Below are 16216 nucleotides of genomic sequence, written 5' to 3'. Positions count from 1 at the left end.
TGCCGGATGGGCGGGGCGGCTGGACGGCCGCCCGGGCGTGCTTACGACGCCGAGTTGCTGCGACGCGGGCCGCCGCTGCGCTGGCCATCGCGACGCGGGCCGCCGTCACGGCTGCCGCCCGGCTTGCCGCTCCAGCCGCCGCCATTGCCGCCGCCGTAGCTGCGGCCGTTGCCGCCGTTGCCGCTGTAACCGCCGCCCGGCTTGCCGCCGAAACGACGACCACCGTTACCGCCGCCCGGACGGCCGCGGCCGCCGGTGCCGCGATCATTGCGCGGGGGTGCCTTGCGCGGCTCGAAGCCTTCGATCACGTTGACCGGCAGCGGCGAGCGCACGAAGCGCTCGATGCGCTTGAGCGCGCCTTGCTCGGCGTGGTGCACGAGGCTCACCGCGGTGCCCGAGCGGCCGGCACGGCCCGTACGGCCGATACGGTGCACGTAGTCTTCTGCGAACTTCGGCAGGTCGTAGTTGAACACGTGCGTGATGCCCGGGATGTCGATGCCGCGGGCCGCGACGTCGGTCGCGACCAGCACGCGCACGCGACGCTCGCGCAGCGCGCGGATCGTGCGGTTACGTGCGCCCTGCGGCAGGTCACCGTGCAGCGCGGCCGATTCGAAGCCGGCGTCGGCGAGACGGCCGGCGAGCTGGTCGGCATCGATCTTGGTCGCCGTGAAGATGATCGCCTGGTCGAGCGCGTCGTCGCGCAGCAGGTGATCGAGCAGGCGATCCTTGTGGTCGCGGTCGTCGACGTAATGGACGGTCTGCGCGATGTTCGCGCGCGATTCGAGACGCTGCTGGATTTCGATGCGTTCCGGATCCTTCAGCAGGCGGCTCGTCAGCGAGCCGATCTTGCCGTCGAGGGTGGCCGAGAACAGCATCGTCTGGCGCGACTCGGGCGTGGCGGCGACGATCGTCTCGATGTCATCGATGAAGCCCATGTCGAGCATGCGGTCGGCTTCGTCGAGCACGAGCATCTTCAGCTCGGACAGGTCGATGCGGCCGCGCTCGAGGTGGTCGAGCAGACGGCCCGGCGTGGCGACCAGGATCTCGGGGTTTTTCGCGAGCAGCATCAGCTGCTGGCCGTAGGCGACGCCGCCGAGGATGCTGACGGTGCGCAGGCGCTTCAGGTGCTTGCCGTAAGTCGACGCGGCCGTGGTGACCTGCATCGCGAGTTCACGGGTCGGCGTCAGCACGAGCAGGCCCGGGCGGGCGACGGGCTGCGGGCGGCGCGCACGGCGGTCGCCCTGGTTCGGGTCACGCGGCGCGCGCGGTTGCTGCGCCTGCGTCTTCTGGAGCTGCGCGAAACGTTCGATAGCGGGCAGCATGAATGCGGCGGTCTTGCCCGAACCAGTCGGGCTCGAGACCAGCAGATCCCGACCGGCGATGCCGGCCGGAATCGCGCGCTGCTGGACCGGCGTCGGCTTGGCGTAGCCGGCGGCCTGCAGCGCGGAGACGATCTCCGGCGACAGCCCGAGCGACGCGAAAGTCGGCTCGTCCGACGCCGGTTCGACTGCGGCCGGTGCGGCGGCGTCGAGACCGAGCGCCTGGTCGGCGATCGCGTTGAGCGGGCTGGTGTTGATGCTCGAAGTCATAACAATCCTTGAAACACAGTGGGTGAAACGTCGGCGCCAATCGCGCATACCCAAGTCGTCGGATTCAGCGAGCAAATCGGGAAACGGGTGCAATCCGCCGAACCGTCGGCGGATGAGGCATTAGAAGCTGTTTTGGGTGCGGCGCGCTTCAGGAGCGGGGCCGCCAGCCTAGTTGACGACCGCAAGGGTCGAAGCAGGAGGGGACAGGTTCTAAACCGGATTGGAGCTTAACGCTACGAGGCGTCGGGCCGGAACGGCTTGCGAGCCGAGCGCGGGAGGTGACGCAGGCCGCATTATAAAGAAATTTGCTGCGCTGCGCCACTGATTTGATTGCCTATTGCGGACTGCCTATTGCGGCGGGAGGGACAGGTCAGGACGCCGTGCCGTTCTTCAGCGATTCGACGAGTTCGATGTATTGCTGCTTTGCTGCATCCTGCGACGTGCCTTTCAGCGCTTCCCATGCGTCGTACTTGTACTTGCCGACGATGTCGGTGAAGCCCGGCTTGTCGCCGTGCGCGTCGCCGTCGGTCGCCTGCTTGAAGAGCGCGTACAGGCGCAGCAGCGTCAGGTTGCCCGGTCGCTCGGTCAGTTGCTTGACGTCGATCTGGGCCTGGTCGAATTGGGCGGTGAGTTCGCTCATCGTGTGTCTCCGTAAGGGTGTCAAGTCGGCCGATCTTAACAAGCGCCGCGCCGCGCGGGGTCGAGCGATCCTTCCAAACCGCCGCCCGCGCGGCGTACGCATTGCGATCGGGTCTGAACGCCCGTGGGAGCGGGGCGCCGCATTACAATGTCGGCCATGACGCAAACAGTGCTCCTCGCCATCGATACGTCGACCGAATACTGCTCGGTCGCGCTGCTGCGCTCGGCTCAAGCCGATGACGCCGTTTCCACCCCGCAAACCTGGGTCCGCCACGAACTGACGGGCGCCGTGTCGAGCACGCGCGTGCTGCCGGCCATCCAGGAACTCTTTGCCGAATCGGGCCTCACGTTCGCCGACTGCGATGCGATCGCGTTCGGCGCGGGTCCAGGCTCGTTCACCGGGCTGCGTACCGCGACCGGCATTACCCAGGGGCTCGCGTTCGGGCGCGGGCTGCCGGTCGTGCCGGTCAGCACGCTGCTCGCGTGCGCCGAGCACGCGCGGCTGCGCGCGCCCGGCACGATGCGCGTGCTGGCCGCGCTCGATGCGCGGATGGATGAAGCGTACTGGGCCGACTTTGCCTGGGACGGCGAGGCCGGCGACTGGCGCACGCTGCATCCGGCGTCGCTCGATGCGCCGGGCGCCGTCGGCGTGCCCGATGCGCCGTTCACGCTCGCGGGCAACGCGGCTGCCGCGTTCGGCGCGCAGTTGCCGGCAGCCGCAGCAGCAGCCGTGATCGACGGCGACGCGCTGCCGCATGCGCTGGCGGTCGCGCATGCCGCGCTGCGGGCGTTCCGCGCCGGCCGTACGGTGCCGGCCGACCAGGCCGCCCCGGAATACGTGCGCGACAAGGTCGCGCAGACTACCGCCGAGCGCATCGCGGCGCGCGCTGCGCAGACGGGCGGAGCGAAAGGATGACGGGCGTACTGTTGAGCGACCGCTATTTGTCGCCGATGACCGACACCGATCTCGACGAGGTGGTCGCGATCGAGCAGGTTGCGTACGAATTCCCGTGGAGCCGCGGCAACTTCGAGGATTCGCTGCGCAACGGCTATTTCGGCGTGTGCCTGCGGCACGTGACGGGCGCGCTCGTCGGCTATTGCGTGCTGATGCCGGTGATCGACGAGATGCACCTGCTGAACCTGTGTGTCGCCCCGGCCGCCCAGCAGTCTGGCGCGGGCCTCGCGCTGCTGCGCGAAGCCGTGCGCATCTCGCGCGCGGAGCGGCTCGACGGCGTGCTGCTCGAGGTGCGGCCGTCCAATCCGCGCGCGATCCATCTGTACGAGCGCTTCGGCTTTCTGACGATCGGCCGGCGCAAGAACTACTATCCGGCGCGGCATCGCAGCCGGGAGGACGCGATCGTGATGCGTCTGACGCTGAACAAGGACGAAGGGGACGCGCATGGCGTGGGCTGAAGCAGCGCTCGAGGAAATGGGTCTCGCGCAGATCTGGGTGCGGCGCGGGCAGCGCGCGGAAGGCGGTGAAGCGCCGGTTGCTGCAACCGGCGCGGCGGATGACGCATCCGCCGTTGCGGCCGCAACCGTCGCGGCAGCGCCGCGGCCGGCGGCGGCGCCGCTTCGTGACGCGCAGCCGTCCGCGACGCGCGCGCTCGCGCGTGACGATACGCCGCCGGTTGGCGGAGCCGCACGCGATGCGGCTCAGGCCTGCGAAGCGGGCGGGGCTCCGCGTGCCGCGATCGACGACGATCGTGCGTCCTTCAAGCAGATGCCGGCCGCCGCGGCGGACGACATGCCGCCGATCACCGAAGACGACTTCGCCTGGTTCGACGCGGCGCCGCCCGGCGATCCGCTGCCGTCGGCCGAATCGCGTCCTGCCGCGACGCCGGTGGCGATGCTCGACTGGGATGCGCTCGCCGCACGCGTGGCCGACTGCACGAGCTGCCGCCTGTGCGAGAAGCGCACCAATACCGTGTTCGGTGTCGGCGATCGTGAAGCGGACTGGATGCTGATCGGCGAAGCGCCGGGCGAGAACGAGGACAAGCAGGGCGAGCCGTTCGTCGGCCAGGCGGGCAAGCTGCTCGACAACATGCTGCAGTCGCTGGCGCTCAAACGTGGCGATAACGTCTACATCGCGAACGTGATCAAGTGCCGGCCGCCCGGCAACCGCAATCCGGAACCCGACGAGGTCGCGCGCTGCGAGCCGTACCTGCAGCGCCAGGTCGCGCTGGTGAAGCCGAAGCTCATTGTCGCGCTCGGCCGCTTCGCCGCGCAGACGCTGCTGAAGACGGATGCGAGCATCGCATCGCTGCGCGGCCGCGTGCACACGTACGAAGGCGTGCCGGTGATCGTCACTTACCACCCTGCGTACCTCTTGCGCAGCCTGCAGGACAAGTCGAAGGCGTGGGCCGACCTGTGCCTTGCGCGCGATACGTTCCAGCGGGCAGGGGGCGCCGACGCGAACGGGCCGGCCGGACAATGACGCGCGGCGCGGCGCTCGCGTTCGTCGATACGCTGCACGATGCCGCGGTTCGCGATCTGGGCTGGCTCCTCGCGAGCCCGAGCCTGCTCACCGCGGCGCCCGGCGCACCGCTCGCGCATCCGTGGTCGGATGCGGTCGAGCGGGTGGCCGTCGAAGCGTGGCTCGTCGCGCTCGACGCCGCGCCCGAGCCGCTGCACCGCGCGCTCGACGGGTTGCGGCCCGTGCGGCTCGGCCGCTATGCCGAATGCCTGCTCGAATATTTCCTCATGCACGGGCCGTCGCTGCGGCTCGTCGCGGCCAACCTGCCGCTGCGCAGCAACGGCAAGACACTCGGCGAGGTCGATTTCCTCGTCGATGCGCCGGGCGGGCAGCGCCTGCACTGGGAACTCGCGGTGAAGTGCTATCTATGCGCGCCGGTGGACGGCGACGCATCGCTCGCGGACTTTGTCGGCCCGAATCTCGTCGACCGCCTCGACCGCAAGCGCAGCCGCCTGCTCGAGCATCAGTTGCGGCTGAGCGATCGCCACGGGTTCGCGCTGCTCGGCTACGGCGCGCCGTCCGATGCGCAGATGTTCATCAAGGGCTGGCTGTTCTATCCGCACGGCGTGCCGCTGCCGCCGGTGGCCGCGGAAATCGCGGCGGATCATCCGCGCGGCTTCTGGCTCACGCACTCGCAGTGGCCGGCCTGGGCGGCGGCTCAACCCGACGGTGTGGCGTGGAACGTGCTGGCGCGGCTGGCATGGCTCGCGCCGCGGCGGCTGGCGGCCGATGCCGCGCCCGACTCGCTGGCGAATTCGCTGGTGCTGCCGTCCGTATTGACGGCGCGCCAGGCGCCCGCGCTGATTGGCGTTCACAGACAGGACGCCGACGGCGTATGGCGGGAAACGGCGCGCGGTTTCATCGTGCCGGATGATTGGCCGGCGCGCGCGCGGGCATTCGCCGCGCAAGACCACTGACGCCGCGTCAGCTGGCGCCTACCACCAGCGATGGAAGTGATGGACCGGGCCGACGCCGCGGCCGACGTCGAGCCGGCCGCTCGCGGCGATCGCGCCGGTCAGGTAGACCTTCGCTTCGCGTACCGCGCTGTCGAGATCGGGCTGCTGCGGCAGCAGCGCGGCGATCGCCGACGATAGCGTGCAGCCCGTGCCGTGCGTGTTGCTGACCGGCACGCGGGTGCCGTCGAACCGCACCGTATGCGTCGCATCGACGAGCCAGTCGGGGCTCGCGGCCGCGTCGGGCAGGTGGCCGCCCTTCATCAGCACGGCGTGCGCGCCGGTCTTCAGCAGCGCGTGACCCTGCCGGACCATGTCGTCTTCGGTCGTCGCGGGCGTGTCGCCAAGCAGGGCGGCCGCTTCGGGCAGGTTCGGCGTGACGACGGTCGCAAGCGGCAGCAGCGTGTCGCGCAACGCATCGACCGCGTCGGGCGCGAGCAGCGCGTGCGAACTCTTCGAAATCATCACCGTATCGAGCACGACGAAGCGCGGCGCGTAACGCCGCAGCGCGTCGGCCACGGCGTGCACGATCGCCGCATTCGCGAGCATGCCGATCTTGACTGCGTCGATGCGGATGTCGTCGAACACCGCGTCGAGCTGCGCCGTCACGAACGCGGCGTCCGGCGCGTGCACGCCGGTTACGCCGCGCGTATTCTGCGCGGTCAGCGCGGTGATCACGCTCGCGCCGTACGCGCCGAGCGCGGAGAAGGTCTTGAGGTCGGCCTGGATGCCTGCGCCGCCGCCCGAGTCGGAGCCGGCGATCGTCAGGACGTTGGGTATCGGGTGCGTCATGATGGCAAGGTGCCGGTGCGAAGACCGGCGCCGACGTACGGAAACGGGAAGTGTAGCGTCAGTGCCGCGATTCGCCGATCAGCGCGACCGAGTCGAACTGCCGCTGGTTCGCCTGGTGACGGCGCATCACGAGCCACATGGTCAGGCAGACGAACGTGCCGAACAGCACGATCACGACGCCGACCGGCACGTCGAGCCAGACCAGCACCGCATACAGGCACAGCATCACGAGCACCGACAGGTTCTCGTTGAAGTTCTGCACCGCGATCGAGTGGCCGGCCGACAGCAGCACGTGACCGCGGTGCTGCAGCAGCGCATTCATCGGAACCACGAAATAGCCGGACAGCGCGCCGACGCAGATCAGGAAGATGTACGCGACGATCAGGTACGCCGGCAGGCGCAGGTGGCCGAAGTGCACGGCCCAGTGCGGTGGGAACAGGTCGCGCGTGTAGAACGCCATCAGCATGACTGCGATGCCCATGATGATGCCGACGGGCAGCACGGTGAGCGACTTCTTCAGCGGGATTCGCGCGGCGGCGGCGATCGCGCCGCCCGCGACGCCGACCGCGACCACGGCCTGCAGGATCGCGCCTTCGGACAGCGACATGTTGAGCGAGACTTCGGCCCACTTCAGCACGATGAACTGCAGCGTCGCGCCCGCGCCCCAGAACAGCGTCGTGACCGCGAGCGAGATCTGGCCGAGCTTGTCGCGCCAGAGCACCGTGAAACAGTCGGCGAAATCGGTGAGAAGCTTGATCGGGCCGCGCTCCTGCTTCGGGTAGCGCGCGCCGGTATCGGGAATCCGCAGGTTGAAGATGGCGGCGACCACGTAGATCGCCATGATGATCGCCATCGCCGCTTCGGCGGGCGTGCTGATCCAGGCGGGCGTGTGCGCGATCACGTGCGACGCGATGTGCGGGCTGATCAGCGCACCGCCTAGCACGGTGCCGAGGATAATCGAACTGACGGTCGTGCCTTCGATCCAGCCGTTCGCCGCGACGAGCCGGTCGGCCGGCAGCAGCTCGGTCAGAATGCCGTATTTCGCGGGCGAGTAGGCCGCGGCGCCGAACCCGACGATCCCGTACGCGATCAGCGGATGCGCGCCGAACAGCATGATCAGGCAGCCGACCACCTTGATCGAATTGGTGATGAACATCACGCGCCCCTTCGGACGCGAATCGGCGAACGCACCCACATAAGCCGCCAGCACCACATAGGACAACACGAAGAACAGCTTGAGCAGCGGTGTCATCCAGTTGGGGGCGTGGAGGTCTTTCAGCAGAGCGATGGCGGCGATGAGAAGCGCATTGTCGGCCAACGACGAGAAAAACTGCGCGGCCATGATGGTGTAAAAACCTTTTTTCATCTGATGCGATGCTTTCGTCGCTGCGGCAAGGCCGCGTAGGCCGCCTGGTATGCGATCGGCTTATTCCGTTCGAAATGGGTTGTGCGCACGGCTTTATAACACGAAAATACGGCAATTCGGACTAGCAAGATTCCCCGATCGTTCCGCAAATTGTCGGCTTCGGTGCTCAAAAGGCGCGGTAAGCTGATGATTCGCAAGCGTCTTTACGTAAATTTCCCATGCCGCGCCCGATCTCCGCCACTATCCACACCGCCGCTCTCGCGAACAATCTCTCCGTCGTCCGCCGATTTGCCGGCCCATCCAAGGTCTGGGCGGTCGTCAAGGCCAACGCGTATGGCCACGGTCTCGCGCGTGCGTTTCCGGGCCTGCGCGGCACCGACGGCTTCGGCCTGCTCGATCTCGACGAGGCCGTGAAGCTGCGCGAGCTCGGCTGGGCCGGCCCGATCCTGCTGCTCGAAGGGTTCTTCCGCTCGACCGACATCGACGTGATCGACCGCTACAGCCTGACGACCACCGTCCACAACGACGAGCAGATGCGGATGCTGGAGACGGCGCGGCTGTCGAAGCCCGTCAATGTGCAGCTCAAGATGAACAGCGGGATGAACCGGCTCGGTTACGTGCCGGAGAAATACCGCGCTGCGTGGGAGCGTGCGCGCGCGTGCCCCGGCATCGGCCAGATCACGTTGATGACCCATTTTTCGGACGCCGACAACGAGCGCGGTGTTGCCGAGCAACTCGCGACGTTCGAGCGCGGCGCGGAAAACATCGCCGGGGCGCGCAGCCTTGCGAATTCGGCGGCCGTGCTGTGGCATCCGGATACGCACTTCGACTGGGTGAGGCCGGGGATCGTGCTGTACGGCGCGTCGCCGTCGGGGCTGTCGGCCGATATCGCGGACACGGGGCTGAAGCCCGCGATGACGCTCGCGTCCGAGCTGATCGCCGTGCAGACGATCGCGAAGGGCCAGGCGATCGGCTATGGCTCGACGTTCTCCGCGCCGGCCCAGATGCGCGTCGGCGTCGTTGCGTGCGGCTATGCGGACGGCTATCCGCGCGTCGCGCCCGAGGGCACGCCGGTGATCGTCGACGGCATCCGCACGCGGATCGTCGGCCGCGTGTCGATGGACATGATCACCGTCGACCTGACTCCGTGCCCGCAAGCCGGCGTCGGTGCGCGGGTCGAGCTGTGGGGCAACACGCTGCCGATCGACGACGTCGCGCGCCATTGCGGGACCATCGGCTATGAACTGATGTGCGCGGTCGCCGGCCGCGTCCCGGTGCGCGCGGAATAAGGGCAGCACGCGTGGCCAAACAGAAAACCGTCTACGTCTGCAGCGAGTGCGGCGGACAAACCCCGAAGTGGCAGGGGCAATGCCCGTCGTGCCAGGCCTGGAACACCCTCGTCGAATCGATTGCCGAGTCGCCGGCCGCCCATCGCTTCCAGTCGCTCGCGAAGCGGGCGCCGGTGCAGCGCCTCGTCGACATCGAGGCGGCCGACGTGCCGCGCTTCTCGACCGGCATCGGCGAATTCGATCGCGTGCTGGGCGGCGGGCTGGTGCCGGGCGGCGTCGTGCTGATCGGTGGCGATCCGGGCATCGGCAAGTCGACGCTGCTGCTGCAGTCGCTCGCGGACATCGCGAGCGAGCGGCGCGCCCTCTATATCAGCGGCGAGGAATCCGCCGCGCAGATCGCGTTGCGCGCGCAACGGCTCGCGCTGCTCGACGGTGGCGCGCCGGCGGCCGAGCTGAAGCTGCTCGCCGAGATTCAGCTCGAGAAGATCCAGGCCGCGATCGACGCGGAACGGCCGGACGTTGCCGTCATCGACTCGATCCAGACCGTCTATTCGGAAGCGCTGACGTCGGCGCCCGGCTCGGTCGCGCAGGTGCGCGAGTGCGCGGCGCAGCTCACGCGCATCGCGAAGCAGTCCGGCACCGCGATCATCATGGTCGGGCACGTGACGAAGGAGGGTAACCTGGCCGGCCCGCGCGTGCTCGAGCACATCGTCGACACGGTGCTGTACTTCGAGGGCGACACCCATTCGTCGTTCCGGCTCGTGCGGGCGTTCAAGAACCGCTTTGGTGCCGTCAACGAACTCGGCGTGTTCGCGATGACCGAGCGCGGGCTGCGCGGCGTCGCGAACCCGTCCGCGCTGTTCCTGTCGCAGCACGAGCAGGTCGTGCCCGGTTCCTGCGTGCTCGTCACGCAGGAGGGCACGCGTCCGCTGCTCGTCGAAATCCAGGCGCTCGTTGATACGGCGCACGTGCCGAACCCGCGCCGGCTCGCGGTCGGCCTCGAGCAGAACCGGCTCGCGATGCTGCTCGCGGTGCTGCACCGGCATGCGGGCATCGCGTGTTTCGACCAGGACGTGTTCCTGAACGCGGTGGGCGGCGTGAAGATCACCGAGCCGGCCGCCGACCTCGCGGTGCTGCTCGCGATCCATTCGTCGATGCGCAACAAGGCGCTGCCGAAGGGGCTGATCGTGTTCGGCGAAGTGGGGCTGGCGGGCGAGATCCGGCCGTCGCCGCGCGGCCAGGAACGGCTGCGCGAGGCGGCCAAGCTCGGGTTCACCGCCGCGTTGATCCCGAAGGCGAATGCGCCGAAGCAGCCGATCGAAGGGCTGAACGTGATGGCCGTCGAGCGGATCGAACAGGCGATCGACCGCGTGCGCGATCTTGAATAACCGGGTGCGGCCGGCCCCACGCGTGCCGGCCGGCCGCGATCTGTCGCGTAATTCTCTGTAAAGAATATGTAGGCTTCTGTAACCCGCCGGACATCGCTTTTCCCTATCCTTTGCCGGATTGTCGAACCGCGCAATGCGAAGGGAACCTATGTTGAAACAGTATGGGGAAGCGCCGAGCGGACGCGTTTACAACCTGCGCGGCTGCCGCGTATCGGAGCCGATCGTTCAGCCGTGGGGCGGGGGATGCCGGATCGTCGAGTGGATCGACGACGAAGGGCGCCTCGCGCGCCGGGTCGTGTCGGAGGATGTGACGGAAGCGGAAGTTGCCGCGGCGATCAGCCGGCCGACCGAAGGGCGGCGTCACCTGATGGGCGATGACGAACAGATGCCGCGCGACACGTTACCGCGGCGTTGAGCGGAGGATGCGGCCGACGTACGGCCGACGCAACGATGGACAAAGAGGCCGGGCCGGGGCGCCCGGCCTCGTCGTTTTCGGGCCCGGCGCGGCCGAGTGGGTTGGTGGGGCGTTGACGCCCGGAACGTCGCGCCACCGATGAAGCGATCGACCGGCGGCGCCCGGGCCGCGTTCAGCCGATCTGCTCGAGTTCTTCCTGCACGGAGAGCCAGTCGGCCTCGACCGTCTCGAGCCGGGTATTGACCTCGCCGAGCTTGCGGATCGCTTCGGTCAGTTCCGTCTTGCGCGCGGCCTCGTAGCTCGCCGGATCGGCGACGAACGCGTCGAGGCGGGCCTTCTCCGCGTGCAGCGTATCCATTTCCTTTTCGAGCTTCGTGATGCGGTTCTGCAGCGGCTTCTTCAGCTGCGACAGGCGCTGGCGCTCCTCGGCCGCCTGGCGCTTCTGGTCCTTGCGGTTGACGCCTGGATCCGCGCCCTCGGCCGCCGCGCTGTCTGCCTTCGCGGCCGCGCGCTGCTCGGCGGCGTGCTGCAGCAGCCAGTCGCGGTAATCGTCGAGGTCGCCGTCGAACGGCTGCAGACGGTGCTTCGCAACGAGCATGAACTGGTCGGTGGTCGCGCGCAGCAGGTGGCGATCGTGCGAGACGAGGATCAGCGTGCCTTCGAATTGCGCGAGCGCCATCGTCAGCGCGTGACGCGTTTCGAGGTCGAGGTGGTTGGTCGGTTCGTCGAGCAGCAGCAGGTTCGGCTTCTGCCAGATGATCAGCGCGAGCGCGAGCCGCGCCTTCTCGCCGCCCGAGAACGGGCCGACCGGGCTTGTCGCCATGTCGCCGGAGAAATTGAAGCCGCCGAGGAAGTCGCGCAGTTCCTGCTCGCGCGTGTCGGGTGCGAGCCGCGCGAGATGCGCGAGCGGCGAATCGTCCTCGCGCAGCGTTTCGAGCTGGTGCTGCGCGAAATAGCCGATCGTGAGGCCCTTGCCGTCGCGCACGTGGCCCGACAGCGGCGCGAGCGTGCCGGCCAGCGTCTTGATCAGCGTCGACTTGCCCTGGCCGTTCGCGCCGAGCAGGCCGATGCGCTGGCCGTTCTGGATCGATAGTGCGACACGTTCGACGATCGGGATCTCCGTGCCGTCGTCGGCATGGTAGCCGCAGCGGACGTCTTCCATCACCATCATCGGGTTCGGCGCGGCGTCGGGCGTGCGGAACTCGAACGTGAACGGCGACGCGATGTGCGCGGGCGCGATCAGCTCCATCTTCTCGAGCGCCTTCATCCGGCTTTGCGCTTGCTTGGCCTTGGTCGCCTTGGCCTTGAAGCGGTCGACGAAGCTCTGCAGGTGCTCGATCGTCTTCTGCTGCTTTTCGTATGCGCTTTGCTGCAGCGCCAGTTGCTGCGCACGCAGCACTTCGAACTGCGAGTAATTGCCGCCGTAGCGCTTCACCTGACGATTTTCCAGGTGCAGCGTGACGTTGCAGATCGAATCGAGAAATTCGCGGTCGTGCGAGATCACGACGAGCGTGCCGGCGTAGCGGTGCAGCCAGTCCTCGAGCCAGACGATCGCGTCGAGGTCGAGGTGGTTGGTCGGTTCGTCGAGCAGCAGCAGGTCGGAGCGGCACATCAGCGCCTGCGCGAGGTTCAGGCGCATGCGCCAGCCGCCGGAGAAGCTGGCGACCGACTCACGCGTCTGCGCGAGCGTGAAGCCTAGGCCGAGCAGCAGCGCTTCGGCGCGCGCCGGTGCGGTATAGCCGTCGGCGTCGGCAAAAGCCGCGTGCGCGTCGGCTTCGGCCGCGCCGTCATGCGCGGCCGATGCGGCGGCGATGCGCGCTTCGATCTCGCGCAGCGCGGTGTCGCCGTCGAGCGTGTAGTCGAGCGCCGAGCGATCGACGGCGGGTGTTTCCTGCGACACGTGGGCGATCCGCCACGACGGCGGCATCGAGAAATCGCCGGCGTCGGAATGCAGCTCGCCGCGCAGAACCGAGAACAGCGTCGATTTGCCGGCGCCGTTCGCGCCGATCAGGCCGGCCTTCTCGCCGGGATTGAGCACGAACGAGGCCGACTCGAATAGCGGCTTGGTGCCGCGCGCAAGGCTGAACTGATTGAAACGGATCACGGCGGGAATGACTGACCAAAACCGCTATTCTAGACTGCGCGCGCGTCGCCCCGGATATTCGGCCGAACGGCCGGTGCCGCAACGGCGCGATTTCGCCTAGACTCGACGTCGATCCGGTTTCGTAAAAGGAGTGCCCGATGTCCACCCTGTATTCGTTCAGCGCGGAGACGCTCGCCGGTGAGCCGGCGTCGCTCGATGCGTATCGCGGCCAGGTGCTGCTGATCGTCAATACCGCGAGCGAGTGCGGTTTCACGCCGCAGTATGCGGGTTTGCAGAAGCTGTACGACCAGTACGCGGCGCGCGGTTTCGTCGTGCTCGGCTTTCCGTGCAACCAGTTCGGCAAGCAGGAGCCGGGCGACGCAACGCAGATCGGCGCGTTCTGCGAGCGCAATTACGGCGTCACGTTCCCGATGTTCGCGAAGATCGACGTGAAGGGCGACCACGCGCATCCGCTGTACCGCTACCTGACCGACGAGGCGCCCGGCATCCTGGGCCTCAAGGCAATCAAGTGGAATTTCACGAAATTCCTGGTCGACCGCGACGGGCGGATCGTCAAGCGCTATGCGCCGTCGACGAAGCCCGAGGAAATCGCCGCGGATATCGACAAGTTGCTGTAACGCCGTGAAGCGGCGGGCGGGTCGTCCGGATCGAACCGGTCGTGACCGCGGCGCCGGGCCGAACGGTGCGAAAGCGTGCGTCGGCATGCCGGCTGGCGGTGCGCGGCCGGTGCTCGCGTGAGCGCTAAAGGATCGGTGCGAACAGCCGCGCGACGTGCATCGCGATGCGCCGCCACGCGGGCGAGTGTCGATACTCGTTCGCATCGACCTCGTAGGCCTGCGCGAAATCGGCGTCGAGCATCGCCTCGACCTCGCCGGCGAACGTGCGATCGACGGTCAGCACCATGATTTCGAAGTTCAGCCGGAACGAGCGGTTGTCGAGATTTGCGCTGCCGATCGCGGCTGCGATGCGGTCGATCAGCACGACTTTCTGGTGCAGGAAGCCGGGCCGGTAGCGGTACACCTTGACGCCTGCGTCGACGAGATCGCGCGCATAGAGTTTGGACGCCTCGAACACGACGTAGTGATCGCGCCGGCTCGGGATCAGGATGCGCACGTCGACGCCGCGCATCACCGCGAGCTTCAGCGCGGCGATCACCGCTTCGTCGGGCACGAGATACGGCGTCGTGATCCACACCCGTTCCCGCGCGGCGTTGATCGCTTCGACGAAGAACAGCGAGCCGGTTTCCTGCTTGTCGGCCGGCCCCATCGGCACGGCGAGGCAATGCATCGCGTCGTCGGGCAGTGCCTCCGGCGGCGCGGCGAGCGGCGGCAGCGTCTGCGTGGCCCAGTGCCAGTCTTCGGCGAACACGTACTGAATGCTCGCGACCACCGGGCCGCGGATCTCGATATGGGTGTCGCGCCACGGCGACAGGCGCCGGTTCGCGCCGAGGTACTCGACGCCGACGTTGTGTCCGCCGACGAACGCGCGATTGCCGTCGACGACGACGATCTTGCGATGGTTGCGGAAGTTGAGCTGGAAGCGATTGACGAACTTGCGGTGGGTCGCGAACGGATGGACCTCGACGCCGCCGCGGCGCAGCGTGTCGACGTAGCTGTGCGGCAGGTCGAAGCTGCCGATGCTGTCGTACAGCAGGTAGCAGCGCACGCCGGCTGCCGCGCGCGCGAGGAGCGCATCGCGCAGCATCTGGCCGAGCGCGTCGTCGCGCACGATGAAGAACTGGACGACCACATAATCGCGCGCGGCGTCGATCGCCGACAGGATCGCCGAGAAGGTCGCATCGCCGTTTACCAGCGTGCGCACGGCATTGCCGCCGACGAACGGCATCCCGCCGAGCCGCGTGAGCGCGAGCACGGCGGTCCGGCCGAGCGCGTCGGCGGCCGGCCCGTCGCTTGCGTCCGCATCGAGCCACCGCGCGCGCGGCGTGTGCGTGCGCAACGCTTCCATCTCGTGGCGTCGCGCGTCGACGTAGCCGGAAAACTTGCTGCGACCGAGGAACAGGTAGGGGATGAGCGTCAGGTACGGCATCGCGGCGAGCGACACGGCCCACGCGATCGCGCCTTGCGACGTGCGCGTGTTCATGATCGCGTGACACGCCGCGATGATCCCGAGCACATGGATGGCCAGGATCAGGGTGCCGAGATGTAGCCAGTCGAGGGTCATAGGCGCGTGACGGACTCCTGAAGTCGTGCGGCGCGACGGCCGCCTACGCGCATCTTACCGAACCGTGCGGGACAGCGGTGTGCCGTACCGCACGGTTCGGTCGCGGCGCGCCGTCAGGCCTTGCGCGGCAGGTCCGACGCCTGGATCAGGAACACGGTGTCGTCGCCCGCGCTGGTGGGCAGCCACGTGAGTTCGAGGCCGCCGAACGCGGCTTCGACGTGCTCGCGCTCGTTGCCTATCTCGACGACGAGCACGCCGTCGTCATGCAGCCACTTGTGCGCTTGCTCGATGATTCGCCGCACGATATCCATCCCGTCGTCGCCGCCCGCGAGCGCCATCTCCGGCTCGTGCCGGTACTCGGGCGGGAGGGCCGCCATCGACGTTGCGTTCACGTACGGCGGGTTCGTCAGGATCACGTCGTAGCGCGCGTCGGGTTGCGTGCGGAACTCGGGCAGCGGCGCGTAGAGGTCACCGCGATGCAGCGTGATCCGATCGTCGAGGCCGTAGTCGCGCACGTTGATCTCGGCGACTTCGAGTGCCTTGTCGGACAGGTCGACCGCATCGATCTCGGCATTCGGGAACGCGCTGGCCGCGAGGATCGCGAGGCAGCCCGAGCCGGTGCACAGCTCGAGCACCGCGCCGACCTGCTCGGGGTCGGCGACATACGGCTGCAGCCCGTCGTCGAGCAGCTCGCCGATGAACGAGCGCGGCACGATCACGCGTTCGTCGACGTAGAAGCGGTGCCCGTGCATCCACGCTTCGTGCGTGAGGTAGGCGGCCGGCACGCGTTCCGTCGCGCGTCGTTCGATCACCGCGAGCACGGCTGCGATTTCATCGGGCAGCAGGCGGGCGTCGAGGAACGGCTCGAGCGTGTCGAGCGGCAGATCGAGCGTGTGCAGCACGAGGTAGGCGGCTTCGTCGTACGCGTTGTCCGAGCCGTGGCCGAACGCGAGCTTCGCCTTCGAGAAGCGCGTGACCGCATAGCGCAGCAGGTCGCGAACAGTTGCAAAAGGTGTCGTCATGC

General features: G+C 68.1%; 15 protein-coding genes. 8 read left to right on the top strand and 7 right to left on the bottom strand.

What is annotated here, in order from left to right:
• Nucleotides 1–41: 41 nt before the first annotated feature.
• Both AC1Z3W_RS30455 and AC1Z3W_RS30450 read right to left on the bottom strand, forming a co-directional pair.
• Nucleotides 42–1589: a DEAD/DEAH box helicase gene (locus tag AC1Z3W_RS30455; protein ID WP_057929762.1), complete on the bottom strand. Its 1548-nt coding sequence runs from the start codon at nt 1587–1589 to the stop codon at nt 42–44.
• Between the two features lie 370 nt (nt 1590–1959).
• A complete protein-coding gene (locus AC1Z3W_RS30450) occupies nt 1960–2229 on the bottom strand; it encodes an acyl-CoA-binding protein (protein WP_006478462.1) in 270 nt (89 codons plus the stop codon).
• A 147-nt stretch (nt 2230–2376) separates the two neighbouring features.
• Here AC1Z3W_RS30450 and tsaB point away from each other — a divergent pair, with 147 nt between their 5' ends.
• From tsaB to AC1Z3W_RS30430, 4 genes are read left to right on the top strand one after another with little or no spacing between them, the layout of a single operon-like run.
• Complete coding sequence (gene tsaB / locus AC1Z3W_RS30445) at nt 2377–3144, top strand: tRNA (adenosine(37)-N6)-threonylcarbamoyltransferase complex dimerization subunit type 1 TsaB (protein WP_483509225.1); 768 nt, start codon at nt 2377–2379, stop codon at nt 3142–3144.
• Nucleotides 3141–3641, top strand: coding sequence for a ribosomal protein S18-alanine N-acetyltransferase (gene rimI / locus AC1Z3W_RS30440; protein ID WP_057929764.1), 501 nt, complete (start codon nt 3141–3143; stop codon nt 3639–3641). Before tsaB ends, rimI begins: the two co-directional genes overlap by 4 nt.
• Nucleotides 3628–4665 (top strand): uracil-DNA glycosylase, encoded by a 1038-nt coding sequence (locus AC1Z3W_RS30435; protein WP_057929765.1) that lies wholly within the window; start codon nt 3628–3630, stop codon nt 4663–4665. Before rimI ends, AC1Z3W_RS30435 begins: the two co-directional genes overlap by 14 nt.
• Entirely contained in the window at nt 4662–5621 is a 960-nt protein-coding gene (locus AC1Z3W_RS30430; RefSeq protein WP_483509224.1) for a DUF1853 family protein, read from the top strand. Before AC1Z3W_RS30435 ends, AC1Z3W_RS30430 begins: the two co-directional genes overlap by 4 nt.
• A gap of 18 nt (nt 5622–5639) precedes the next feature.
• Here the strand turns inward: AC1Z3W_RS30430 and thiD are convergent, their stop codons facing one another.
• Together thiD and lplT are read right to left on the bottom strand one after the other, a co-directional pair.
• Nucleotides 5640–6449: a bifunctional hydroxymethylpyrimidine kinase/phosphomethylpyrimidine kinase gene (gene thiD / locus AC1Z3W_RS30425; protein WP_057929767.1), complete on the bottom strand. Its 810-nt coding sequence runs from the start codon at nt 6447–6449 to the stop codon at nt 5640–5642.
• Nucleotides 6450–6507: 58 nt separating this feature from the next.
• A complete protein-coding gene (gene lplT / locus AC1Z3W_RS30420; protein ID WP_057929768.1) occupies nt 6508–7815 on the bottom strand; it encodes a lysophospholipid transporter LplT in 1308 nt (435 codons plus the stop codon).
• A gap of 218 nt (nt 7816–8033) precedes the next feature.
• On the opposite strand from lplT, the gene alr reads away from it, so the two are divergent.
• The 3 genes from alr (at nt 8034) to AC1Z3W_RS30405 (ending at nt 10907) form a co-directional block, all read left to right on the top strand.
• On the top strand, nt 8034–9104 hold the full coding sequence (gene alr, locus AC1Z3W_RS30415) for an alanine racemase (protein ID WP_057929769.1): 1071 nt from the start codon (nt 8034–8036) through the stop codon (nt 9102–9104).
• Nucleotides 9105–9115: 11 nt separating this feature from the next.
• Nucleotides 9116–10492 carry a DNA repair protein RadA gene (gene radA, locus AC1Z3W_RS30410; RefSeq protein ID WP_057929770.1) on the top strand — a complete coding sequence of 459 codons (1377 nt, stop codon included), beginning with the start codon at nt 9116–9118 and terminating at the stop codon, nt 10490–10492.
• 148 nt (nt 10493–10640) lie between these two features.
• Entirely contained in the window at nt 10641–10907 is a 267-nt protein-coding gene (locus AC1Z3W_RS30405) for a DUF2866 domain-containing protein (RefSeq protein ID WP_057929771.1), read from the top strand.
• 172 nt (nt 10908–11079) lie between these two features.
• On the opposite strand, the gene AC1Z3W_RS30400 is transcribed toward AC1Z3W_RS30405, so the two are convergent.
• The gene (locus AC1Z3W_RS30400; RefSeq protein ID WP_057929772.1) at nt 11080–13011 is read right to left on the bottom strand and encodes an ATP-binding cassette domain-containing protein; all 1932 of its coding nucleotides are present in this window, start codon (nt 13009–13011) and stop codon (nt 11080–11082) included.
• 137 nt (nt 13012–13148) lie between these two features.
• Here AC1Z3W_RS30400 and AC1Z3W_RS30395 point away from each other — a divergent pair, with 137 nt between their 5' ends.
• Nucleotides 13149–13628: a glutathione peroxidase gene (locus AC1Z3W_RS30395; RefSeq protein WP_057929773.1), complete on the top strand. Its 480-nt coding sequence runs from the start codon at nt 13149–13151 to the stop codon at nt 13626–13628.
• 124 nt (nt 13629–13752) lie between these two features.
• On the opposite strand, the gene cls is transcribed toward AC1Z3W_RS30395, so the two are convergent.
• Both cls and prmB read right to left on the bottom strand, forming a co-directional pair.
• The gene (gene cls, locus AC1Z3W_RS30390) at nt 13753–15192 is read right to left on the bottom strand and encodes a cardiolipin synthase (RefSeq protein WP_057929774.1); all 1440 of its coding nucleotides are present in this window, start codon (nt 15190–15192) and stop codon (nt 13753–13755) included.
• A gap of 113 nt (nt 15193–15305) precedes the next feature.
• Nucleotides 15306–16214 carry a 50S ribosomal protein L3 N(5)-glutamine methyltransferase gene (gene prmB, locus AC1Z3W_RS30385; RefSeq protein WP_057929775.1) on the bottom strand — a complete coding sequence of 303 codons (909 nt, stop codon included), beginning with the start codon at nt 16212–16214 and terminating at the stop codon, nt 15306–15308.
• Nucleotides 16215–16216 lie beyond the last annotated feature (2 nt).

It is taken from the genome of Burkholderia sp. 10_S31 (assembly GCF_056930375.1).
Note: the sequence above shows the minus strand (reverse complement) of the source record. Positions and strands in the feature narration are given on the sequence as shown.